At 65.4% G+C, this 22890-nt stretch carries 18 protein-coding genes; 9 read left to right on the forward strand and 9 right to left on the reverse strand.

All coding sequences use genetic code 11. The features are described 5' to 3' along the window. Positions 1-29: 29 nt before the first annotated feature. Together AWB83_RS24535 and AWB83_RS24540 are read right to left on the reverse strand one after the other, a co-directional pair. Complete coding sequence (locus AWB83_RS24535; RefSeq protein ID WP_087048207.1) at positions 30-794, reverse strand: 2-keto-4-pentenoate hydratase; 765 nt, start codon at positions 792-794, stop codon at positions 30-32. Continuing rightward, a complete protein-coding gene (locus tag AWB83_RS24540; RefSeq protein ID WP_087048208.1) occupies positions 791-2011 on the reverse strand; it encodes a pyridoxal-phosphate-dependent aminotransferase family protein in 1221 nt (406 codons plus the stop codon). Before AWB83_RS24540 ends, AWB83_RS24535 begins: the two co-directional genes overlap by 4 nt. Positions 2012-2172: 161 nt before the next feature. Here AWB83_RS24540 and AWB83_RS24545 point away from each other — a divergent pair, with 161 nt between their 5' ends. Further along, a complete protein-coding gene (locus AWB83_RS24545) occupies positions 2173-2937 on the forward strand; it encodes a GntR family transcriptional regulator (protein ID WP_087048209.1) in 765 nt (254 codons plus the stop codon). A 79-nt stretch (positions 2938-3016) separates the two neighbouring features. Further along, the gene (locus AWB83_RS24550; protein ID WP_087048210.1) at positions 3017-3379 is read left to right on the forward strand and encodes a hypothetical protein; all 363 of its coding nucleotides are present in this window, start codon (positions 3017-3019) and stop codon (positions 3377-3379) included. A gap of 30 nt (positions 3380-3409) precedes the next feature. Here the strand turns inward: AWB83_RS24550 and AWB83_RS24555 are convergent, their stop codons facing one another. Then, a complete protein-coding gene (locus AWB83_RS24555) occupies positions 3410-3577 on the reverse strand; it encodes a hypothetical protein (protein ID WP_244197869.1) in 168 nt (55 codons plus the stop codon). A gap of 200 nt (positions 3578-3777) precedes the next feature. Here AWB83_RS24555 and AWB83_RS24560 point away from each other — a divergent pair, with 200 nt between their 5' ends. Further along, positions 3778-4701 (forward strand): DNA-3-methyladenine glycosylase family protein, encoded by a 924-nt coding sequence (locus AWB83_RS24560; RefSeq protein WP_087048212.1) that lies wholly within the window; start codon positions 3778-3780, stop codon positions 4699-4701. 228 nt (positions 4702-4929) lie between these two features. Beyond that, positions 4930-6945, forward strand: a complete 2016-nt coding sequence (locus AWB83_RS24565; RefSeq protein WP_244197870.1) for an MFS transporter — start codon at positions 4930-4932, stop codon at positions 6943-6945. Between the two features lie 21 nt (positions 6946-6966). Here the strand turns inward: AWB83_RS24565 and AWB83_RS24570 are convergent, their stop codons facing one another. Next, positions 6967-8097: a peptidyl-alpha-hydroxyglycine alpha-amidating lyase family protein gene (locus AWB83_RS24570; RefSeq protein ID WP_374729138.1), complete on the reverse strand. Its 1131-nt coding sequence runs from the start codon at positions 8095-8097 to the stop codon at positions 6967-6969. A gap of 158 nt (positions 8098-8255) precedes the next feature. On the opposite strand from AWB83_RS24570, the gene AWB83_RS24575 reads away from it, so the two are divergent. Together AWB83_RS24575 and AWB83_RS24580 are read left to right on the forward strand one after the other, a co-directional pair. After that, positions 8256-8690, forward strand: coding sequence for a hypothetical protein (locus AWB83_RS24575; RefSeq protein ID WP_087048214.1), 435 nt, complete (start codon positions 8256-8258; stop codon positions 8688-8690). Positions 8691-8754: 64 nt separating this feature from the next. Beyond that, the gene (locus AWB83_RS24580; RefSeq protein WP_087048285.1) at positions 8755-9327 is read left to right on the forward strand and encodes a TetR/AcrR family transcriptional regulator; all 573 of its coding nucleotides are present in this window, start codon (positions 8755-8757) and stop codon (positions 9325-9327) included. An 8-nt stretch (positions 9328-9335) separates the two neighbouring features. Here the strand turns inward: AWB83_RS24580 and AWB83_RS24585 are convergent, their stop codons facing one another. Beyond that, positions 9336-10289: a D-2-hydroxyacid dehydrogenase family protein gene (locus tag AWB83_RS24585; RefSeq protein WP_087048286.1), complete on the reverse strand. Its 954-nt coding sequence runs from the start codon at positions 10287-10289 to the stop codon at positions 9336-9338. A 271-nt stretch (positions 10290-10560) separates the two neighbouring features. Between AWB83_RS24585 and AWB83_RS24590 the strand changes: the two genes are divergently transcribed. The 3 genes from AWB83_RS24590 to AWB83_RS24600 all read left to right on the forward strand — a co-directional run bounded on the left by AWB83_RS24590 (position 10561) and on the right by AWB83_RS24600 (position 14688). Beyond that, on the forward strand, positions 10561-11571 hold the full coding sequence (locus AWB83_RS24590) for a hypothetical protein (protein WP_374729137.1): 1011 nt from the start codon (positions 10561-10563) through the stop codon (positions 11569-11571). Between the two features lie 156 nt (positions 11572-11727). After that, positions 11728-13083: a TAXI family TRAP transporter solute-binding subunit gene (locus AWB83_RS24595; protein ID WP_087048215.1), complete on the forward strand. Its 1356-nt coding sequence runs from the start codon at positions 11728-11730 to the stop codon at positions 13081-13083. Between the two features lie 36 nt (positions 13084-13119). Then, positions 13120-14688, forward strand: coding sequence for a phospholipase D family protein (locus tag AWB83_RS24600; protein WP_087048216.1), 1569 nt, complete (start codon positions 13120-13122; stop codon positions 14686-14688). Between the two features lie 32 nt (positions 14689-14720). On the opposite strand, the gene AWB83_RS24605 is transcribed toward AWB83_RS24600, so the two are convergent. The 4 genes from AWB83_RS24605 to AWB83_RS24620 form a co-directional block, all read right to left on the reverse strand. Beyond that, positions 14721-15698, reverse strand: coding sequence for an aldo/keto reductase (locus AWB83_RS24605; protein WP_087048288.1), 978 nt, complete (start codon positions 15696-15698; stop codon positions 14721-14723). A 135-nt stretch (positions 15699-15833) separates the two neighbouring features. Continuing rightward, positions 15834-16730 (reverse strand): transglutaminase family protein, encoded by an 897-nt coding sequence (locus tag AWB83_RS24610; protein WP_087048217.1) that lies wholly within the window; start codon positions 16728-16730, stop codon positions 15834-15836. Continuing rightward, positions 16727-19351, reverse strand: coding sequence for a circularly permuted type 2 ATP-grasp protein (locus AWB83_RS24615; RefSeq protein ID WP_087048218.1), 2625 nt, complete (start codon positions 19349-19351; stop codon positions 16727-16729). The genes AWB83_RS24610 and AWB83_RS24615 overlap by 4 nt, the downstream gene beginning before the upstream one ends. A gap of 38 nt (positions 19352-19389) precedes the next feature. Further along, positions 19390-22866: a transglutaminase family protein gene (locus AWB83_RS24620; RefSeq protein WP_087048219.1), complete on the reverse strand. Its 3477-nt coding sequence runs from the start codon at positions 22864-22866 to the stop codon at positions 19390-19392. Positions 22867-22890: the final 24 nt, after the last annotated feature.

Below are 22890 nucleotides of genomic sequence, written 5' to 3' on the forward strand. Positions count from 1 at the left end.
GTGCCGGTAGCGGTTGAATGCGTAATGCGTTATGCGAAATGCAATTCGACGGGCCGCAGGCCTTCGATGGCGCCGAGCGCTATGCCGGGCGCATCGGAAAAGGCGATGCCGGTGTACGACCCCGCCGTGAGCACGGTCCCGGGCTCGATCGCGAGCCCGCGCGATACGCTGTGATTCACCGTCCATGCGAGCAGACGGCGCGGGTCGCCCGCCGGGTTTGCCGGTTCGCCCTGAAAGAGCGGCGCGCCGTCGAACGTGAAGGTCATTGCGGGCGACACGAAGGGAAATGCCGCGTCGTACGGCACGCCCTCGCCCACGATCAGCGCGCCGTGATTCTGCAGGTCCGCCAGCTGCCACGGTTTCTCGACATCGGGCCAGGCGGCGAAGCGGCTCGCCACCACTTCGATCGCCGCATGCACGGACTCGATTGCACCCAGCACGTCTTCGTCGCGGTAGGGACCGCTGCCAGGCTCGAAACGCCGGCCGAGTCTGAACGCCACTTCAAGTTCGAGGCCAGTCTTGCCGAACGCATGCACGGCGAGACGCGCGCCGGAACCATGCACGCCGTCCGCGGGAAGCGGTGCGCCCTGAATCGGTCCGTCGAGCGACTTGGCGCCGACCTTCCAGCCGCCGATGCCGGCATGAAGCAAACGCAGCGTCGCTTCCTGCGCGGCGTAGGCTTCGTCGGCGTTCGAAGGGCGCGCGCCCTCCGCCAGCGTGTCCAGCTTCGCGCGATGAGCGCGCGCCTCGACGAAGAGCCGCGCGAGCGCGTCGGCGTCGAACGCGGCGCTCATGCGGCCGCCTTCAGCGCGGGCTTCGCGACGTGGCTCGTCAGATAATCCATCGCCGCCCCGACGCCGCTGCCCTTCAGCTCGACGCCCGCGAGCTTCAGCCCCATCTCGCAGCCGGAGAGCGCGGCCATCAGCGTGAGATCGTTGCAATCGCCCAGATGGCCGATGCGGAACATGCGGCCCTTCACCTTGCCGAGCCCCATGCCGAGCGACAGGTCGAAATGCTCGTAGATGAGCTTGCGCACCGCATCGGCATCGACGCCTTCGGGCGTCATCACACCCGTCAGCACCGGCGAATAGACGGCCGGATCCGCGCACTGGATCTCGAGTCCCCACGCCGTAACCGCCGCGCGGCATGCCGCCGCGAGCCGCTGATGCCGCGCAAACACGTTGTCGAGCCCTTCGCCGAGGATCATGTCGAGCGCTTCGGAAAGGCCGTACAGCAGATTCGTGTTCGGCGTGTAGGGCCAGTAGCCCTGCTTGTTCATCTCGATGATGTCGGTCCAGTCCCAGAACGCGCGCGGCAGCGTCGCGCGTTCGGACGCGGCGCGCGCCTTCTCCGACACGGCGTTGAAGCTGATCCCCGGCGGCAGCATCAGGCCTTTCTGCGAGCCCGAAACGGTCACGTCGACGCCCCATTCGTCGTGGCGATAGTCGGCCGAGGCGAGACCCGAGATCGTATCGACCATCAGCAGCGCGGGATGCGCGGCGGCGTCGATGGCGCGGCGCACGGCGGCGATATCCGAGGTCACGCCGGTCGACGTTTCGTTATGCACGACGCAGACCGCCTTGAGCGCATGCCGCGTGTCCTCGCGCAGGCGCTTTTCGATCATGTCGGCCTGCACGCCGCGCCGCCAGCCTTCGATGCCCGGCAGCCCCAGAAACTCGGGCTTGAGACCGAGGTTCTCCGCCATCTTCTTCCACAGCGTCGCGAAATGGCCGGTCTCGTACATCAGAACGGTATCGCCCGGGCTCAACGTATTGCAGAGCGCCGCTTCCCATGCACCCGTGCCCGACGCCGGATAGATCACCACCGGCTGGCTCGTCTTGAAGATCTTCCTGATGCCGTCGAGGACCTTCAGGCCCAGCGCGCCGAACTCCGGACCCCGATGATCGATCGTCGGATAGCTCATCGCCCGCAGGATTCGGTCGGGCACCGGGCTCGGCCCGGGAATCTGCAAAAAGTGACGGCCAGCGGGGTGGAAATCGAGCTTGAGCATGAGTACACGTCCTTAAATGTAATTTTGCATGCAAAATACAATAACGCAGCGTTCTGCCGCCGTAAAGGAATACATAGGCCGAACGGCCTAGGGATAACCCGCTGGCGTTTTTTTCCGTTATCACTGGGTTAAAATTGCCGGAAACGGATTCGAGGTATTGAATGCAAAATCCCGATTTGCCACAAACGCACGTTGCACAATCGCTGCCGAAGGTGGAGCGACTGCGCCTGCACGACACTGTCGTGGACCATTTGCGCGGCTTCATCGTCGAGGGTTTGCTCGCGCCCGGCGTGAAGCTCAACGAGCGCAAGCTGTGCGAGACGCTCGGCATCTCCCGCACGCCGCTGCGCGAGGCACTGAAGGTGCTGGCCGCCGAGGGGCTGATCGAGATTTCGCCGAACCGGGGCGCGTCCGTGTCGCAGATGAGCGAGTTCGAGATCCGCGAAATGTTCGAACTGATGAGCGGCCTGGAAGCGTTCTCGGGGGAGCTTGCGTGCGAGCGCATCACGCCGCTCGAGATCGCGGAGATCAAGGCGCTGCATTATGCGATGCTCGCCTGCCGCGCACAGAACGACCTCTCCGGCTACTACAGTCGCAATCAGGCCATTCACGACAAGATCAACGAAGCCGCCCGCAACACGGCCCTGCGCCAGACGTACGTGTCCATCAACCGACGCCTCATGGCGCTGCGTTTTCGCTCGAACTTCCAGACGCCCAAGTGGGATAGCGCCATTCGCGATCACGAAGAGATGATCGAGGCGCTGGAAACGCGCGATGGCAGACGCATGGGCGAGATTCTGCGCAAGCACCTGCTGTCGAAGCGCGACGCGGTGCTCGCCGAGCGCACGTTGACGACGGTGAAAGCCCCGGCGCCGAAGAAGCGGGCGACGGAGCGGGCCGAACGCGCGACGGGCAACACTGATTGATCGAACGGTCGCACGCGTCCGCTGAAGGTAAGGTACGATAAAAGCCTAAGGCCGTCAGAGCCTTCAACCGGGGAAAACGTTGATCGAGATTCGAGGGGCGTGCGTCGCGCTCGGCGTGCTGCTCGTCATCACGGGGTTTACCTTCTACCGCTCGCCGGAATTCGACGCGGCGCAGGCCGCAATGGACCGCCAGACCGTCGATTGCCTCACACGCGGACTCACGCACGACGAAAAAGTCCGCATCGCCCGGCTCACCGCGGCGCATGACCGCGAGGGGCTTCGTCCCATCTATACCGACGTGCTTTCGCGCTGCATCGTGCGCTCGGATCAATGGGACCGCCGTCCCCAACTGGTCACGAACGCGCGTCAAACCCTTTCTCAGGATCCCGAGTTCAGGCAGCTCGTGAACACGAGCACGCTGGAGCTCGCGCAGCGCCCCTGACGGCACAAGGCGCCGCAAACGAGCGCGCGCTCACGCCGTCAGTCCACTACCGTCGCCAGGTCGCACTTGCGCGCGCGTGCTCGCCGCAGGCGCGCTCAATACCGCGATCTCATGCTGCGCGTAATGCTTGACGGGCGCGATGGCGGCAAGCGCCGCAGTAAGGACGATGGCGACGATGCTGATCGAGATGGCGTTCATGTTCGGCTCCTTTGCCTGGGTCAGGGGACTCGTTCGTTTGGCTGCGTCATGCGCTGCCCGTGAAAAGCATTGTCATCGCCGAGAGTTAGCGAAAAATGAGCGCCGCCGCGGGTGACCGATCGTCCGCGCCACCGCCGTGGACGCGGGCTCGCCAAGGTAACATCTGCATGCAATCGACCATCTCGCGCCCGGCATTCAAAATGCATTCGACATTGAACAATTCGTCCGCCACGCTCGAACTGCCCTTCAGGCGGCCCTTCGACTGGACGCGCATGCTGAAATTCATCGGCGGACGCGCGTCGGCGGGCGTGGAGTCGGCCGAAGACGGCGTCTATCGCCGCGTGATCGAATGGCGCGGCGACGACGGCACTGTCGAAGTCAGGCCGCACGAACGCAGGCATCGCCTCATCGTGACCGTCGAGGGCGCCGCGGCGCGTCATGCGGAAGAGCTGGCCATCCCGCTCGCGCGCATGTTCGACCTGCATGCGGACCCGCGCGAGATCGCCCGCTGCCTTTCCGTTGATCCGGTGCTCGCGCCGCTCGTCGAGGCCGCGCCCGGCTTGCGCGTGCCGGGCGCGTGGTCCGGCTTCGAACTGGTGGTGCGGACCATCGTCGGGCAGCAGGTGAGCGTGAAAGGCGCGTCGACGATCATGAGCCGCATCGTGCAGCGCGCGGGCAAGCGCATAGAAGGTCATCCGCACGAAGGCACCGCGTGGCGCTTTCCCACGCCCGCCGAGCTCGCCGCCGCCGATCTGGAGAAGATCGGCATGCCGACGAAACGCATCGAGACGGTGCAGCGCTTCGCTCAAGCGGTCGCGACGGGCGCACTGCCGCTCGATGCGCCGGGCGCCGATCCGGAGCAAGTCAGGCGCGAGCTGCTCGCCATGCCGGGGATCGGGCCGTGGACCGTCGGCTATGTCGCGATGCGCGCCTTGCGCGATCCCGATGCATGGCCCGACGCGGATCTCGTGCTCATGCAGGCGATCGCAAAGCGCGACCCCTCGCTCGCGAAGCCCGCTCAGCAGCGCGCGCGCACCGAACGCTGGCGGCCGTGGCGCGCATACGCGGCGATGCATCTGTGGAACGGCGTGGCGATGGAAACAGGGCTCGCACGCGGCGGCTGATGTTGCATGCATTCGACCGCCGCGCCGTTTGCATTCTTTATCACGCATGCAAAATGCCGCCGGCGCGATCCGCTCCGAATGCATCGCGGCAATCATTTCGTTCTCTTGTCTTAAAAATAGACTAATCTGCATCGAGCAGGCGAACGCCGCCGATGCCGGATGCGGGCGCGCGCGGCGCAACGGTCGGGACACGAAGAAGCGCCATCCAAAGGCCACCGGGAGACGCACATGAACGCCTCATCCCTCGACGACGACAACCAGAGCGGCGCGCCAGGCGCATCGCACACATCGTCCGCCGCACGCATGCCCGAGGTGCCGATCGCGCCGCGCGTGCAGAAGATCGTCGTCGCGATACACGGCATCGGCAATCAGCTGCACAGCGACACGGTGCGCTCGGTCGCGAGCCGGTTCGGTGCGCGCTACGACCCGCCGTTGCCCGTCATGCCGCTCGGCTATTTCGACATCGCGGGCGTCGGCGAAGTGGACGTGCGCCAGCTCGATCTGCCGCCCGGCGGCCCGTACACCGCCGAGCAACGCGCGTTCTATTCGGCGCTCGGCTTCGCCGAAGTGTATTGGGCCGACATTCCGCGCGAGGTCGTGAAGCAGGACGACACGCTCGAGGAAAGCAAGGCGTGGGGCCTTTCCATCGTGAGCCGCGCGCAGGCGACCTACATGCTCAACGTCGAGGAGCGCAAGCTCGAGCCCGCCGATTTCTCGCTGGCGTCGGGCGTCGTCGAGGAAATCGTCGAGACGGTGGCCGTCATGCAGAGCCTGCTCTCGGTCGCGGAGAAGGCGGGCATCTTCAAGTTTGATCTCGCGCCCATGCTGCGCGACTACGTCGGCGACGTGCAGCTCGTCGCCGATTTCAAACAGCATCGCGACACCATCGTCTTTCGCTTCCATCGCGTAATGGAGCGCCTCGTCGCGCTCGTGACCGCGCGTTGCGATTGTGCGCCCGAGGTCTATATCGTCGCGCATAGCGAAGGCACCGTGATCAGCTTTCTCGGCATTTTGCAGGCGCTGTCCACGCCGACCGTGACGGACCCGAAGGACGGCAAGCAGGCGATCAGCACCGCCTGGGTGCAAAGCCTGCGCGGCTTCATGACCATCGGCTCGCCGATCGACAAGCACATCCTCCTGTGGCCCAAGCTCTGGGAAGGCATGACGCTCAAGAGCGAGATGCAGGGGGAAGCAGTCACGCAAAGCGAGCGTCCCGGCGGACCGGTCACGCTGCCCTCGCGCATCAAGTGGCGCAACTATTACGACTTCGGCGACCCGGTCGGCTTCGCGCTCGATACGGCGCGCGCGTATCTCGGTCATCACGGCTGCCAGGCGTTCGAGTTCGAGCCGGCGCACGACATCGGCTTCTCGCGCTACTGGATGCCAGGCAAGGCGCATACCGATTACTGGACCGATGCCGACGTCTTCGGTCATTTCATCGAGAACGTCGTGCTCGGAAAAAACGCCGCGAAAGCCCCGGAAAACAGGCGTCTTCGCGGCATCGTCAGCACGGCGATTCCCTATCTGCTCAGCTTCGCGCTGCATCTCGCGGCGGTGTTCTTCATCTACAAGGCGGTCACGGCCTCGTCGGATTCGGGCGCGGGCGGCTCGAGCACCGCGCCCGAGTTCATCTATCTCACGCGCTCGGTGTTCGCACTCGCCTGCCTGCTGATGGGCACGACGGTCGCCGCGCGCATACCGCGTCTCGTCAAGGCACGCGGCGCGCGGCGCACGGGCGCGTGGCTGCGATGGCGCATCGTCGCGCTCGCGGCATTCGCGGCGGGCGCGCTCATCTTCTGGTTCGTGCTGTTGAGCGGCGTGGCGGCATTCCTCGCGAGCCCGTTCGCGGATCTCCTGCATCGCGACGACGCCGATCCCGTCGTCGGCAAAGCGGTCTTCGTCCTTGCCGGACTCATATGCGCCATCAGCGGCTGGGTCGCGCCGCGCAAGCCGCGCGTGGGCCGGCGCATCCTCGTCGCGCTCGGCGCGCTGATGATGGTGCTCATCGTCGGCGTGAGGCTATGGGGCGATCTGTCCGGCAAGCCGCTATGGCCCGTCGTGCTCGGCGGCCTGTTCTTCCTCTATGCGTGGTGGCTCGCGATCCTGATCTTCGATCTCGCGTTCGTGTGGCATCGCTACGTGCGCAACTCGGTCGCGCTCGACACGCTGCGCGCATGGCGCGAAGATCGCCGCGACGCGCAGCCGACGCCGATCATGTCGATGCGCGGAAAGCCCCCCAAATGACGATGCGGGCAAGACGCGCATTCACGCGTGCAGCACGAGCTTCTGCACACGCCAGTTGAGCAATTCAGCGACGAATAGCGTGCCTTCCGCGGGACACGCCATTTCATGGATCCAGCCGAATTGCTTCAACTGCTTGCCCGATCGCCCGAGCACGCCGAGCAATTTGCCGTCGAGCGAGAGCTTGTAGATGCGCCCGGGAAACGCGTCGGCGCAGTACAGCACCTGATTCGGACCCGGCGAAATGCAGATGGCCCACGGTGAGCCGGGCGCGAAGGTGCCGGCCGCGATCGCCGCTTCATCGGGCATGTTGCCGATGGCCGGACGCGCATCGGGCGGCACGGGCACATCGATCGTGAACTGGCGCTGAAAATTGCCTTCGCCGTCGAACACCTGAATGCGGCGGTTGCTGCGATCGGCGACATAGACCATGTTGTTCGCATCGACCGCGATGCTGTGCGGCGTATGGAACTGCCCCGGCCCCTTGCCGCGCTCGCCCCAGGATTTGAGCCAGTTGCCGTCCCTGTCGACCTTCGCCACGCGCGAGTTGATGTAGCCGTCGCTGATATAGGTATTGCCGGCGGTGTCCCACGCAACGTCGGTGACCTGACGAAAGCGCCCGGGCTCGGATGGCAGCGGCGGATTCGGATGCTTGAGCGGCGCGGTCTCTTCGTCCGACGCCTCCTGCTTGCGGCCGAACACCATCGCGACGCGGCCTTCGGGCGTGAACTTGATGATCATGTCCGAGCCCTTGTCGGTGACCCAGACGTTGTCCTGCCGATCCACCTTGACCGTATGCGCGAACGACCATGCATAGAGGTTATGCCCGATCTCGCGCACGAAGCGTCCGTTGCGGTCGAACTCCAGCAACTGGGCCGCGGCCGCCCCGTATGCGGGACCCGTGCTGTTGCCGCGAGAAAGCACGAAGACGTGACCCGCCGAATTGAGCGCGACGCCCGAGCATTCGCCGAAGTACACGTCGCGCGGCAGGCGCACGGGATCGGGCACGGAATCGTAGGGGATTGCCGGCACGTCGTCGTCGGCGTAGGCGAGATGCGGAAAGAGCGCGAGCGCCGCCGCGCTCTGGCCCGCCAGCGCGAGGAAGCGGCGGCGGCTTGCGGCGTCCGGCTGACTATCGCAACATGGGCAGAACATCGAATGTCGAAGACTCACTGTTACCCTCCTCTTGTTCGTCGCCTGCAATGATGAACATTGATGGTTGGCTTGCTTCGCGATGCGAGGGGAAGTGTAGTGCATGAAGCGCATGATCCGCACGCAAGCGTTCTCATCGCTTTCAATGCTGAAAGGACATCATGAACGAATCCTGGCAATACCAAGTTCGAATCAAACTCGCGCCCGAATACGCGACCATGGCCCGTCGGGACCCGTCGAACGAAAAGCTTGCGCCGATCAACACGGTGCTCGCGAAGCACAACGCCGAACCGAAGTGCCAGTACGATGCCTTCGCCGATTACGTGGCGCAGGCGGAGCGCGATGGCATCGAGCACTATCCGCTCTATCGATGGACGCGGGAAACCATCGAAAATCGCGCGAAAAAAGCCAAATATCTCGAATCGTTCACGCTGTATGTGAACGGCGAGGAAGTCTATGAGAAAGGCGTGGCCGATGCACTCGAAGCCGACCTCCAGTCGCTCGCGACGGATGCGATCGCCGAGATCCGCAAATACGACACGAATCCGGCAAACAACCCTCAGCCGCCTTCATACGGAAACCAGTCAAGCCGATGAGGTTGACGCAGCACCGCCCCCGCGCTAAGGTTTGGTAAATTAACCAAAAACGCGGAAGATGCTCGTGCAGGATCGCCGACAAACCATACTCGAAGCCGCTCTCGCCACGCTGCGCGAAGAGGGCTATTCGGGCTTCACGCAACCGCGCGTGGCCGCGCGCGCGGGCGTGCGTCAAAGTCACCTCACCTACTATTTCCCGACGCGGCTCGCGTTGATCGAAGCGGTTGCGCGCACCGCGATCGAAGGCCAGCTCGCCGCCGTCGATACTTTCGCCGGCGAGCCGTCGCCGAAGATCACCGCCGCGTCGATTGCGAACGTCGCGATGCGCCACGAGAACACGCGCGTGCTGATGGCGCTCGCGCAGGCCGCCGACGAAGAGCCGACCCTACGCAGCCTGTTTCGCGAGCTGGCCGAGGGCGTCGCGGTGCGCATCACGCGCATGCTCGAATCGATGGGACTCGCCGTGTCGAAGGAACACGTGTCGATGGTGCACGCGCTCGTCGTCGGGCTGGCGATCATCGAGCTCGCGGTCGGTCGCGCGGACGCGAAGCGCCGCGCGAGCGTGGCAGTCGAAACGTTGTTCTCGCTGCTGCCGCCCGAGGAATCGAAAGAGACTACGCGGCGCGCCAGGTCATGAGCGAAGGCTCAAGCCTTCCGCGTATCGAGCCATTCGACGATATTGCGCACGGTATCGCCATAAAACGTGCGATACAGCTCTTCCGACACATAACCGATGTGCGGCGTCGCCAGCACGTTCGACAGCGAGCGCAGCGGGTCGTCCGCGGCGAGCGGCTCTTCGTCATAGACGTCGATGGCCGCGCCCGCGAGCTTGCCCGACCTGAGCGCATCGACAAGCGCGGCGTTATCGACGATGGGCCCGCGTGACGTGTTGACGAGGCGGCTCGTCGGCTTCATCTGCGCGAGCTCCTTCGCGCCGACGAGATGATGCGTGCGCTCGCTCAGACGCACGTGAATCGAGAGCACGTCCGAGGTCCTGAAGAGCGTGTCCCTGTCGACGAGCTGCACGCCCTTCTCCGCCGCGCGCTCGGGCGTCAGGTTCTGACTCCACGCGATCACGTTCATGCGAAACGCGCGGCCGATCACGCCGACCGCCGAACCCACGCGCCCGAGACCCAGCAAGCCGAGCGTCTTGCCCGCCAGTTCGGTGCCGAGGCCGGTCTGCCAGCCGCCTTCGGTGAGCGAGCGATGCTCGGCGGGAATGTTGCGCACCATCGCGAGAATCAGCGCCCAAGTGAATTCGATCGTCGGCGTCGACGCGTAGCCCGTGTGACGCACTTCGACGCCGCGTTCGGCCGCGGCTTCCAGATCGATCGCCGCATTGGCCGCGCCGGTCGATGCGATCAGCTTCAGATTCGGCAGGTTCTCGATGATGTCGCGCGAAAACGGTGTGCGCTCGCGCATCGCGCAGACGACGTCGAACGGACGCAGGCGTTCGAGCAATGCGTCGCGTTCGGCGATGTGATCGTTGAAGACGGTGATCTCGGCGCGCGCGGCGAGCGGCGACCAGTCGGCCATGGAAAGCGCGACGTTCTGATAGTCGTCGAGTACGGCAATCCTGATCGGAGTGGACGTTGACATGGTGGACTCTTCGGCTTCCTTTGTTGTGACGAATGCGTTGATCGGCAGCAACTGCTAGTGTGACGCAACGCGCGAAATCATGTCGCACGCACCCTTCGCCGATCTGTCGAAAATGCCGCAAGGCCTTACACCACGGGGAAGAGCGCCGATCTTCGATGCGTGACATCGGGCGAAACAAGTTAGCGCAGGACTTCGCCGGACCCTTCCCCTATAGTCACTTCCGTCGCCACACGAGACGCAACGTGGCCCAAGAAACCGAGAAGGACACTCCGTGAAGAACAGCCCGACTTTCGCTTCAGACGCCCGCGTTGATCCCGCTTCGCACGCAGGTTCGCAGAAGCGCCGCGCACGCCATCTGCTCCTCATCGCGACGGCCGCCGCCCTCACGCTGTGCAGCGGCTCCGCATTCGCCGGCTGGGCGCGCGGCGGCACGGCCTACACCGGCCGTGGCGAATATCAGGGCGCGCACTTTGGCTCGTGCGGCGGCGGCAGCTGCTCGCATGCGGGCGGCGTCGAGAATCCGTGGGGCCGCGTCGCCACCAACTCCGGCACCGTGACGCGCACCGCGCCCGGCCAGTTCTCCAACTCCGGCACGGCGTACGGACCGAACGGCCGCTCCGTGCAGCACGCGGGCGATACGAGCTGCGCCGGCGGCAGCTGCACGCATAGCGGCAACGCGACCGGCCCGAACGGCAAGACCGCGACCGGCACCGACACCGTCACGCGCACCGCTCCCGGACAGTACTCATCGTCGGGCTCGGTGACCGGGCCGAACGGCAACACGTCGACGCATACGGCGTCGACGAATTGCGGCGGCTACACCTGCAACCGCTCCGGCACGGTCAATACGGCGAACGGCGGCACGGTGACGCATTCGGGCAGCGCGACGAGCGTGGCGCCTGGCGTCGTCGTGACCTCGGGCACCGCGACGGCGACAAGCGGCTCGCACAGCACGACGGTGGTCGGCGGCGGCACGGTGACGTCGAGCACGACGGTCGTGAGCGGCTCGACGACGGTGATCGGCGCGCCCGTGATCGTGCCGCCGCCTCCGCCCCCCTCGACGACCGTCGTGGTCGCCCCGTCCCCGCCGCCTTCGACGGTCGTGGTCACGCCTGCACCGCCGCCGCCCGCAAAGACAGTGGTGGTCGCCCCGCCGCCCGTCAAGACCGTCTACGTCGCCCCGCCCCCGCCCATCAAGACCGTCTACGTCGTGCCGCGGCGCGCAATCTGGATTCCGGGCCACTACGTCGGCGCGGTCTGGATTCCCGCGCACTGGGCATGAACGACAACCGATGAAACGCAAAGGCCGGCCGCACGTGCACCGGCCTTGTCGTTTTGTCTGCGGACAGCGTTACACTGCGAGTCAACGCCGCTTCCGACACAGGCACGACATGCTCCATGTCTTTCCCGACGCGCAGGCACCCGTGAGCGATCGCGCATGACGAGGCACCGCATGAAGCGTCCTCATCTGCCTCAGGATCACGCGAAAGGGGTCCTGCATGACATCACCTGGACCGCCGGTCCGGTCGTGCTGATCATCGCGATCGTCGCCGCACTCGTGTATTGGCTCGTCGATCCCGCGCCGCCCAAGACCATCACGATGAGCGCGGGCCAGCCCGACAGCTCGTTCTACGTCATCTCGCAGGAATATGCCCGGCTGCTCGCGCGCAACGGCATCACCCTGAAAGTGCTGCCCTCCGACGGCTCCGTGCAGAACCTCGAGCGCCTGCTCGATCCGAAGCAGCGCGTCGATCTCGCGCTCGTGCAAGGCGGTATCGCAACGAACGAACAGGCGTCGAAGCTGGTGTCGCTCGGCAGCGTGTCGTATGTGCCGCTCGTCGTGTTCTATCGCGGCAAGGGCCTCACGCTGTTGTCGCAACTGGAAGGCAAGCGCATCGCCATCGGCCGCGAGGGCAGCGGCACGCGCATGCTCTCGCTGAGGCTGCTCGAGGCGAACGGCATCTATCCGGGCGGAAGCACGCAGCTTCTGCCGACGGACGGTCTGCAAGCCGCGACGCAACTCGTGAGCAACGAAGCCGACGCGGTCTTTCTCTCCGGCGACTCCGCGACGCGCGGACTCATGCTGCGCCTCTTGCGCGTGCCCGGCATCTCCGTGATGGACTTCAAGGAAGCGAGCGCCTACACGCGCATTTTTCCCTATCTCGACGATATCGAGCTGCCGCCCGGCGTGCTCGACCTCGGCCGCCGCATTCCGCCGGAGACCGTGCATCTCGTCAGCCCGACGGTCGAGCTGGTCGCGCGGCCGAGCCTGCATCCGGCTCTGTCGGACCTGCTCATCGAAGCCGCGCAGGAAGTGCACGGCATGGCGGGCCTGCTGCAACGCGCGGGTCAGTTCCCGAGCCCCGTCGCGCACGAGTTTCCGATCAGCGAGGATGCGAGCCGCTATTACCGTTCCGGCAAGAGCTTCCTGTATCGCGCGTTGCCGTTCTGGCTCGCGAATATCGCGGACCGCGCGCTCGTGCTGTTGCTGCCCGTCGCGGTCTTGATCTTTCCGGCGCTCAGGGTCGTGCCCGCGCTCTACCGATGGCGCGTGCGCTCGCGCATCTATCGCTACTACGGCGCGCTGATCGCGGTGGAGCGCGGCGCGATGAAACTGACCAGCGAAGACGAACGGCGCGTGCTGCTCGTCGAGCTCGATTACATCGAGGAATCGCTCGATACGCTCAGGCTGCCGCTCGCCTATGCCGATGCGCTGTACGTGCTGCGCGAGCACATCGGCTTCGTGCGCGCGCGTTTGAGCGAAGCGGCGCGGCGGGAAAGGAGCATCGCCTAGGCGCGCTACATGACCGATTCAAGCGGAGGGCACGCGATGACGCTTCGAAGATGGTTCGCCGCATTTCAAGCCGTCGCGCTGACGCTGCTGATGACGGCCTGCGCCAGCCTTCCGCCGCAAACGGGACGCATGGAAAGCCACGCCCTGACCGATACCGGCGGCACGCGACTCGGCACGGCCTTCGCGGCGAGCGAGGCGGCGCATCCCGGCGACAACGCGTTTCATCTGCTGTCGAACGGCATGGACGCGCTCATCGCCCGCGTGATCCTGAGCGAGACCGCCGAGCGCACGCTCGATCTCCAGTACTACATCTGGCACGACGATCTGACCGGCCGCGAGATGGCCGCGTCCGTCATGCGCGCCGCGGATCGCGGCGTGCGCGTGCGCCTGCTGCTCGACGATCTCGGCACCAATGCCGACGACCAGTTCCTGCTCGCGCTCGCCTCGCATCCGAACGTGCAGGTGCGGCTCTTCAATCCGGTCGCGAGCCGCACGTTCAAGAAGCTCGGCTCGGCGCTCGAATTCTTTCGCGTGAACCGGCGCATGCACAACAAGGCGTTGATCGCCGACAACCAGGCCGCGATCCTCGGCGGGCGAAATATCGGCGACGAATACTTCGGGGCGTCGAGCACGGTCGCATTCGGCGATCTCGATGTGCTCGTGCACGGGCCCGTGGTGCGCGAGGTGTCGAGCGCGTTCGACCTTTACTGGAACTCGGATGCGGCGTATCCGATCGAGAACCTGATGGGCCGTCACGCCGCCCCCGATGCACTCGCGGCCTATCGCGAGAAGCTCGATACCTATCTGCTGTCGGAGAAGAGTTCGCCTTATGTCGCGCAGGTGCGCGAGCGCTACACGAACGTGATACAGACGCACGGCGCCGCGTTCTCATGGGGCAAGGCCACGCTGCTCTACGACGATCCGGCGAAGATCACGCGCGCGCCCGGCGATACCGAAGGGCATCTGATGTCGCAGTTCAAGGCGCTGAATCTCCATCCCGGCACGGAAATGCTGATCGTGTCGCCCTACTTCGTGCCGCGCAAGGAAGGCGTGCAATGGCTGCGCTCGATGACGTCGCGCGGCGTGCGCGTCACCGTGCTCACGAATTCTCTCGCGGCCACCGATGTCGCGGCGGTGCATGCGGGTTATCAGCGCTATCGCAAGGACATGCTCGAAGCAGGCGTGCGCCTTTACGAGCTGAAGCCCGTCGCGTCGGACGATAGCGACACGGGCCAGAAGAAGACCACATTCGGTTCGTCCAAGGCTTCGCTGCACGCGAAGACTTATGTGTTCGACCGCAAGCGCATCTTCATCGGCTCGATGAATCTGGATCCGCGCTCGGTGGAGTTGAATACGGAGATCGGCGTGTATTGCGAGAGCGCGGATGCGGCTGAAGAGGTGGCGAGCGGCATCGGGACGAATATCGATCGCATCGCGTGGCGCGTCGAGTTGCGCTACGACGGCACGGGAAGCCGGCGCCTCGTGTGGATCGATACCGATGCCAACGGCAGCACGACCGAGCTCGACAGCGAGCCCGACGCGTCGGCGTTGAAGCGCGCGGGCATCTGGATGCTGGGCATCTTGCCGATCGAATCGCAGTTGTGAGCCGCGCGCTTGCGTGTGCGTTTATCGTTGCGTCAATTGAAGCCGGAAACCGCATGCGGCGCATACGGCGCTTCGAGCTGCGCGATCTCCGCCGCCGTGAGGTTCAGCGACAACGCCGCGACCGCATCGCTCAAATGATTGGGCTTCGATGCACCGATGATCGGCGCGGTGACCGGCGTCTTCTGCGCGACCCACGCCAGCGCGACCTGCGCGCGCGGCACGCCGCGCGCCTTCGCCACCGCGGCCACCGCTTCGACCACGGCGCGATCCGCCTCATCGGTCCGGTAAAGCGCGCTGCCGAACGCATCCGACTCCTGGCGCGCGCTCGTCGTGTCCCAGTCGCGCGTGAGACGGCCGCGCGCGAGCGGACTCCACGGCAGCACGCCGATGCCCTGATCCTCGCACAGCGGAAGCATCTCGCGCTCTTCCTCGCGATACAGAAGGTTCAGGTGATTCTGCATCGTCTTGAACTCGGTCCAGCCGTTCGCGCGCGACGTATAGAGCGCCTTGCTGAACTGCCACGCATACATCGACGAGGCGCCGATGTAACGCGCCTTGCCCGCCTTCACGACATCGTGCAGCGCTTCGAGCGTTTCCTCGATCGGCGTCGTGTAGTCCCAGCGATGAATCTGATACAGGTCGACGTAATCGGTGCCCAGGCGCCGCAAGCTGTTGTCGATCTCGTTGAAGATCGCCTTGCGCGACAGTCCCGCGCCATTCGGGCCGGGACGCATGCGATTGAATACCTTCGTCGCGATCACGATGTCATCGCGCGTCGTGAAGTCGCGCAGCGCGCGCCCGACGATTTCCTCCGACGTGCCGTCGGAATAGGTGTTGGCCGTATCGAAGAAATTGATGCCCGCTTCGAGCGCCTGCTGAATGAGCGGACGGCTCATCTCTTCATCAAGCGTCCACGGATGCGTGCCGCGCCCGGGCACGCCGTAGGTCATGCAGCCGAGACACAGCCGCGATACGTCGAGTCCGGTCGAGCCCAGTTTCACGTATTCCATCGTGAGAATCTCCTTGCAAAACGAAAGGACATGCGCGATAGCGCGCATGAGCGACGAGACCCTAGAGATTAGCGCAGCGCGGCGCGGCGCGCTTTCACGTTCTTTGAAGTCGGCTCGAAGAACGCCCTTGCATTCCTACAGGGCGAGCACGTTCACGGCGACATCCATGTGATGCGCGCCGCCGCCGAGAATCATGCCACGCAATAGCGACACGTCGCTGTAGTCGCGGCCGGTGGCGAGCGTCACGTGATCGAGATCGGCGAGGACGTCGTTGGTGGGATCGAGGTCGATCCAGCCGCTTTGCGGGCAATGCACCGATACCCATGCATGCGATGCATCCGCGCCGATCAGCCGTGCATGTCCCGGCGGCGGATCGTTGCGCAAGTAGCCGCTCACATAGCGCGCCGGAAGGCCGAGCGCGCGCAGGCAGCCGATCATCACTTGCGAGAAGTCCTGGCATACGCCGTGCCTCAATTCGAATGCGCGCGATGCGGGCGTGTCGAACGACGTGGAAGAAGGCCGGTATTCGAAATCCGCGTATATGCGATGCATGAGATCGATCGCGCCGGCGACGAGCGGCGTGCCCGCCTCGAAACTCGCTTGCGCATACTCGCGCAACTCATGATCGAGCGAGATGTTGGGCGACGCATAACAGAACTCGCTCTCCGCGAAAAACGGCGCGCCTGCGTGATACCGCAAGCGTTGCGCGACTTCCTCCCACGGCGGCGTCGCATCGGCATCGAGCGTGCTCCAGCGCGGCGTCAGACGCACGGTGGTCTCGCTCGTCATCGAAAGGCGCTCGTGCGGGGCATCGAGCGAAAAATACAGCACGTCGTTGCCGAATGCATCGACGCGGCTATGCACGTAAGACGGCACGGGCTCGATGCGCTCGGTATGCGAGATGACCTGCTGCCACGGACAATGCAGCGGACGAATGGTCGCCAGATGCTGCGCGATCTCGACCGGCGTCGAATAGCGATAAGTGGTGCGATGCGTGACCGCGAGCACGGTGTCATTGATGCCGATATTCATGGCGAGACCTGTGCGGCAAGCGTGTTCGCATGGCTGAAATAGCGCGCGCTCACTTCGTTGGAGGCCGCACCCACCGATGCAACGAGCCTGTCGCAGAGCGCGATCAACGCATCGTAGCGGCCGTTCTCGCGCGTTTCACAGAGCACCGCGAGTTGCGGCAAGGCATCGGCGTGCGTGAGCAGATCCGCGAAACGCGTCGCCTGCGCGCGTCGTGCACCGCCCGCAGCCGCCGCGATTTCGTCGAGCTTCGTGCGCAGGCGCGCGTAGACGCCGTACAGTCCGCGCGGATTGGTTTGATCCACGACGATCAGATCGATCAGCGCCGGCACTTCGAGCCTTCCCGGATACAGCGAGCGATACGTGAGCGTGCTGTCGAAGAGCTGCAGCAACAGATCGAAACCCGCGGGCGACGCGAGCGTGCCGCACTCGGCCACGACGCGCAAGAACGTGGCCATCGTCGCGACGCGTTCGATATGACGGCCGATGAACAAGAGCCGCCACGCCTCGTCGCGCGTCATGCGATCGCCTTGCGCGCCGCTGATCGCCGACAACTGCGTCGCGAGATGTTCGAGCGCGCCCGCGAGCATCACGCGGTCATAGTCGCGGCCGATGCGCGGCGTGCCTTCCGTGCCGGCACTGGCGAGTGCGAGGCGCGCGAGCGCATCGCGGAAGTCGTTGCGCGACGCGACGATCGTGCGCCAGTGGTCGGTCGAGAGACGGTCGCGAATCTCGCCGCATGCGCGCGCCTGATCCGCTAGATTGCCCCCGATGCTCGTCGCCCGGCTGTTCTCCGGCAGCCCCGCGATCAGGACCCGCTCGAACGCCTGAGGCGTGCTGCGCGCGAGCGTATCGACCGACGGAATCAGCCCGCATTGCGACGCGAGTTCGGCGAGCGTCGGAAAGAATTCTTCGGCGTCGCTGCCATCGAGCATGCCGAGCAGCAATCGGCACAGCCGCACGTTGTTTTCCGCGCGCTCGCCATAACGACCGGCCCAGAAGAGGTTCTCCGCCGCGCGGCTCGAGACGGTGCGATGCTTGCGCAAGTCGCCGGGCTTCATCGGCGTAGGACGCAGCGAGACCGCGCCGCCTGGCTGGCCCGACATCACCCACGTATCGACGCTGCTGCCGCCGAATTGCATCGATACCGTCGCGCGCTTGTCGGCGGCGAGGCGCGTGAAGCCGCCGGGCATCACGCTCCAGCTTCCGTCGATATTGGCGATCGCATAGGCGCGCAGCACGCACGGGCGCGAGCCGAGCGCGCCGTCGTGAAAGCGCGGCGCGCTGGAAAAAGGCAGATGCTCCTGAATCGTGAAGAGATCCGGCGCGCGCTCGATGCGCTCGCGCCATGCCGCAAGCTGCTGCACGCCTGCATCGATGCCCGGCGCCTGGTCGGCCTGCGCGTTCGGCCATGTCGGCGCGATGAGTGCGCTGTCGAGACACTCGAACGCTTCGCGCCGCGCCGCTTCCTCGCCGCACCACCACGTGGGCACGGTCGGCAATTCGAGGGTTTCATCGAGCAGCGCCTGCGCGATGCCGGGCAAGAACGCATTGAGCGCAGGCGATTCCGTGAAGCCCGCGCCCGGCACGTTCGACACCATCACATTGCCCGCGCGCATCACCTGCAGAAGGCCGGGCACACCGATGGTCGAATCCGCGCGCAATTCGACGGAATCGCAGAACGCATCGTCGAGGCGCCGCAACACCGCATGCACGCGCGACAAGCCGGCGAGCGTCTTGAGATAGAGCTTGTCGTGGCGCACCGTGAGGTCCTTGCCTTCGACTAGCGTCACGCCCAGATAGCGCGCGAGAAACACATGTTCGAAGTACGTCTCGCTGAACGGGCCCGGACTCAGCAAGGCAATATGCGGCGCATCGCTGGACGCGTCGACGCGGCCGCCTTCGTCGTCGCGCATGGTGGCGCGCGCGCCGTGGGCGATCGTCGCGATGAGCTGTGAATACGTCGCCGCGAGCCGGCTCGCGCGCATTGCGCGAAACGGATCGGCGAACAGGCTCGCGACGATCAGGCGGTTCTCCAGCGCATAGCCGAGCCCCGAAGGCACCTCGGTGCGATGCGCGATGACGGTCCACGCACCCGACGGCGCACGCGCCAGATCGACCGCGACGATCTGCAGGAAGCGGCCGAGCGGCGGCACGAAGCCCTTCACGGATCGCAGATAGCCGGGATGCCCGAACACCAGCGCGCCCGGCAGGAGGCCGCGATGCTGAAGCGTCTGCGGCCCGTAGACGTCGGCGACGATCGCTTCCATCAGCCGTGCGCGCTGCACGACGCCGCGCTCGATCACGGCCCATTCTTCTTCGTCGATGATGAGCGGCAGAAGATCGAGCGACCACGCGCGCGGCTTGCCGTTGTCGGCATAGACGTTGTAGGTGATGTCGTTGTCGCGCACTTGCTGCGCGACGGCGGCGACGCCATCGTCCAGCCGAGCAATGCCCTGTTCGCCGAGCAATTCGAAGAACTGCCGCCACGGCTCGCGCAACTGACCCGAGGCGTCGCGCAGTTCGTCCCAATGCCCTTCGCGCGCCGGCAGCGTGCGCAGCAGCGCGAGCGCATCGACGCGCGCGGCGGCGATATCGAAGGGCAACGTCGATTGGTAAGCCAATGTCGTCTCTGCTCTTTATTCGAATGATGATTGTGCTTTCAACGATAGCGCAGGTCGAGCGTGAAGGAAAATTCGAGGCTGCGTTCGCGCGCTTCGACGCGCATCGCGCCGGGCGTATGGCCCATCGCGAAGAAGCGCGAGCGCCGCCGGCTTTCCGCCTCGTATGCGTTGACCGGGAACGTCTGGTAGTTGCGGCCGCCGGGATGCGCGACGTGATACTGGCATCCGCCGATCGCGCGCCCCGTCCATGTATCGACGATATCGAAGGTGAGCGGCGCATGCACGTCGATGGTCGGATGCAGCGACGCCGCCTGCGACCACGCGCGAAAGCGCACGCCCGCCACGTATTCGCTGACGCGGCCGGTCGGTTGCAGCGGCAGCGCCTCGCCGTTCACGGTCACGACATGACGATTGCCGTTCAGGCCGAGTGCGCGCACCTCGAGCCGCTCGACCGACGAATCCACGAAACGCACGGTGCCGCCGATCGCGCCCTCTTCGCCCATCACGTGCCACGGCTCCAGCGCGTTGCGGATCGTGAGCGCGATGCCGCTCGTGTCGTACGCGCCGACGAGCGGAAAGCGGAACTCGAAGTGCGGCGCGAACCAGCTTCGCTCGAACGCGAAGCCCGCATCGCGCAGTTCCGTGAGCACGTCGTCGAAGTCCATCTGCACGAAGGTGCCGAGCATGAAGCGGTCGTGCAGTTCCGTGCCCCAGCGCGTGAGGCGCGCGGTATAGGGCATCTCCCAGAAGCGCGCCACGAGCGCGCGCAGCAGGAGTTGCTGCACGAGACTCATGCGCGCGTGCGGCGGCATTTCGAAGCCGCGCAGCTCCAGCAGCCCGAGACGGCCGGTGGGGCCATCGGGCGAATACAGCTTGTCGATGCAGAACTCCGCGCGGTGCGTGTTGCCCGTCACGTCGATCAGGATGTTGCGCAGGATGCGGTCGATGAGCCACGGCGGCACTGTCGCGCTGCCGCGTCCGCCGAGCAAATCGAGCTGGTGCTGCAACTCGGCGAATGCGATCTCGAGTTCGTAGACCTGGTCGTTGCGCGCTTCGTCGACGCGCGGCGCCTGGCTCGTCGGGCCGATGAAGAGGCCCGAGAACAGCATCGACAGGGACGGATGGTTGTGCCAGTAGGCGATCAGGCTCGCCAGCAGATCGGGGCGGCGCAGAAACGGGCTGTCGGCGGGTGTCGCGCCGCCGAGCACGAAATGATTGCCGCCACCGGTGCCGGTGTGGCGCCCGTCGAGCATGAACTTCTCCGGGCTCAGATACGACTCGTGCGCGGCGTTGTAGAGAAACTCGGTGTGCTCGACGAGATCGTTCCAGTTTGCCGCCGGATGAATGTTCACTTCGATCACGCCCGGGTCGGGCGTCACCTGCAGCATCTTGAGACGCGGATCGCGCGGCGGCGGATAACCTTCGATGATCACCGGAATCCCGAGGTCGGCGGCTGTCGCCTCCACGGCGGCGAGCAGGTCGAGATAGTCGTCGAGCGCGGTGAGCGGCGGCATGAAGACATGCATCAGCTTGTTGCCGCTGCCGAGCTTTTCCAATGCATCGGCTTCCGCCTTGGGGCCTGCCGCGCGCGCCGGGTCGCGCGCTTCCACGCACAGCGCCGTGCGCGTGATCCAGCCTGCCGACTCGCCGCGCTGCGGCGCGCGGTCCCGCGATTCACCCGACGGTCCCCGCGTCCCCGAGGCTCCCGCTTCACCGCTCCATGCTCCGATGCGCCCGGTAGTGCCCGCTTCGGCATTTTGCATGCGTGATTCAACATCCAGATCCGCATATTGCATGCGTAATTCCGCTGCGGCGCGCAAGGGCGTCGGCGGCCCGAACGGATCGTGCTCGTGCTGCCACGGGTAATCGCCCTGCGACACCCACGGCAGCGAATCGAGCGGCAGGCGGTAGCCCATCGGCGAATCGCCCGGAATCAGAAACATGCGTTCGTCGCGGAAAAACCAGGGACCGCTCACCCAGCGGCCCGGCCGCATCGCGGGAACGCCTTCTTCGCGCGAGATCGGCAGCGCATAGCCGGTGACCGAGGGCAGGCCGGCGTCGAACACGCGGCGCAGACGCGCACGCTCCAGTTCGTCGTCGAGACGCGAATCGAACGGATCGACGTTGACCGGCAGGCGTCGCTCGCGCCACAGGTAGTACCAGGTATCCTCGTAGGCGGGTTGGATGTATTTTGAATCCAAAGACAGCTTGCCCGCGAGATGGCGGAGGAAGCGCGCGGCGTCATCCGACGTATACGACGCCGACTGACGCTCGTCTGCGAAGAGCGCGGGATTCTGCCAGCACGGCTCGCCGTCCGCGCGCCAGAACAACGACAGCGCCCAGCGCGGCAGTTGCTCGCCCGGGTACCACTTGCCCTGCCCGATATGCAGAAAACCGCTCGCGCCGTACTGCGCGCGCAACTTGTCCATCAGCGACACGCCGTAAGAGCGCTTCGTCGGGCCGAGCGCGTCGGTGTTCCATTCGGGCGCATCGCGGTCGCGCACTGAAACGTAGGTCGGCTCTCCGCCCATCGTCAGACGCACGTCGGATGCATCGAGCTGCGCATCCACCTGCTCGCCCATGCGCAGCACCGCGCTCCAGTCCTCCTCGCTGTAGGGCTTGGTCACGCGCGGCGTTTCGAGCACGCGCTCGATCGACATCGTGTGGACGAATTCGACTTCGCTCTTGTCCACCGCCCCGGAAACCGGCGCTGCGCTGTCCGGCTCCGGCGTGCACGCGACGGGAATGTGCCCTTCGCCCGCGAGCAGGCCCGAGGTCGGATCGAAGCCGATCCAGCCGGCGCCCGGCAGATACACCTCGCACCATGCGTGCAGATCGGTAAAGTCGACTTCGGTGCCGCTCGGGCCGTCGAGGGATTTGGTGTCCGGCGCGAGCTGCAGCAGATAGCCCGACACGAACCGCGCCGCGAGGCCGAGATGACGCAGCGTCTCGACGAGCAGCCATCCCGAGTCGCGGCAGGAGCCCGCCGCGGTTTCGAGCGTTTCCTCGGGCGTCTGCACGCCCGGTTCCATACGGATCAGATAGCGGATCTCGCGTGACAGCCGCTGGTTCAGGTCGACGAGAAAGTCCGTGGTGCCGCGCGGCGTTCGATCGATACTTTCGACGAATGCCGCAAAGCGCGGCGTCAACTCGCGCTTGACCATGTATGGCGCGAGATCGTGCAGCAACTCCGGGGCATAGGTAAAGGGGAAGATTTCGGCCGCCGGCTCAAGGAAAAAGTCGAACGGGTTATAGACCGCCATCTCGGCGACGAGATCGACCGTCACCTTGAATTCGCGCGTTTTCTCCGGAAACACGAGACGCGCCTGATAGTTCGCGAACGCATCCTGCTGCCAGTTGATGAAATGATCTTCGGGCTCGACGCGCATCGAATACGACACGATCGGCGTGCGGCAATGGGGAGCCGGCCGCAAGCGCACGACTTGCGGCGAAAGACCGACGAGCCGGTCATAGCGATAATGCGTGACATGGTTCAACGCGACACGAATGGACACACCGGACTCCTTTATTCAAATGAC

Source organism: Caballeronia ptereochthonis, from assembly GCF_001545075.1.
GTDB classification, from domain to species: domain Bacteria; phylum Pseudomonadota; class Gammaproteobacteria; order Burkholderiales; family Burkholderiaceae; genus Caballeronia; species Caballeronia ptereochthonis.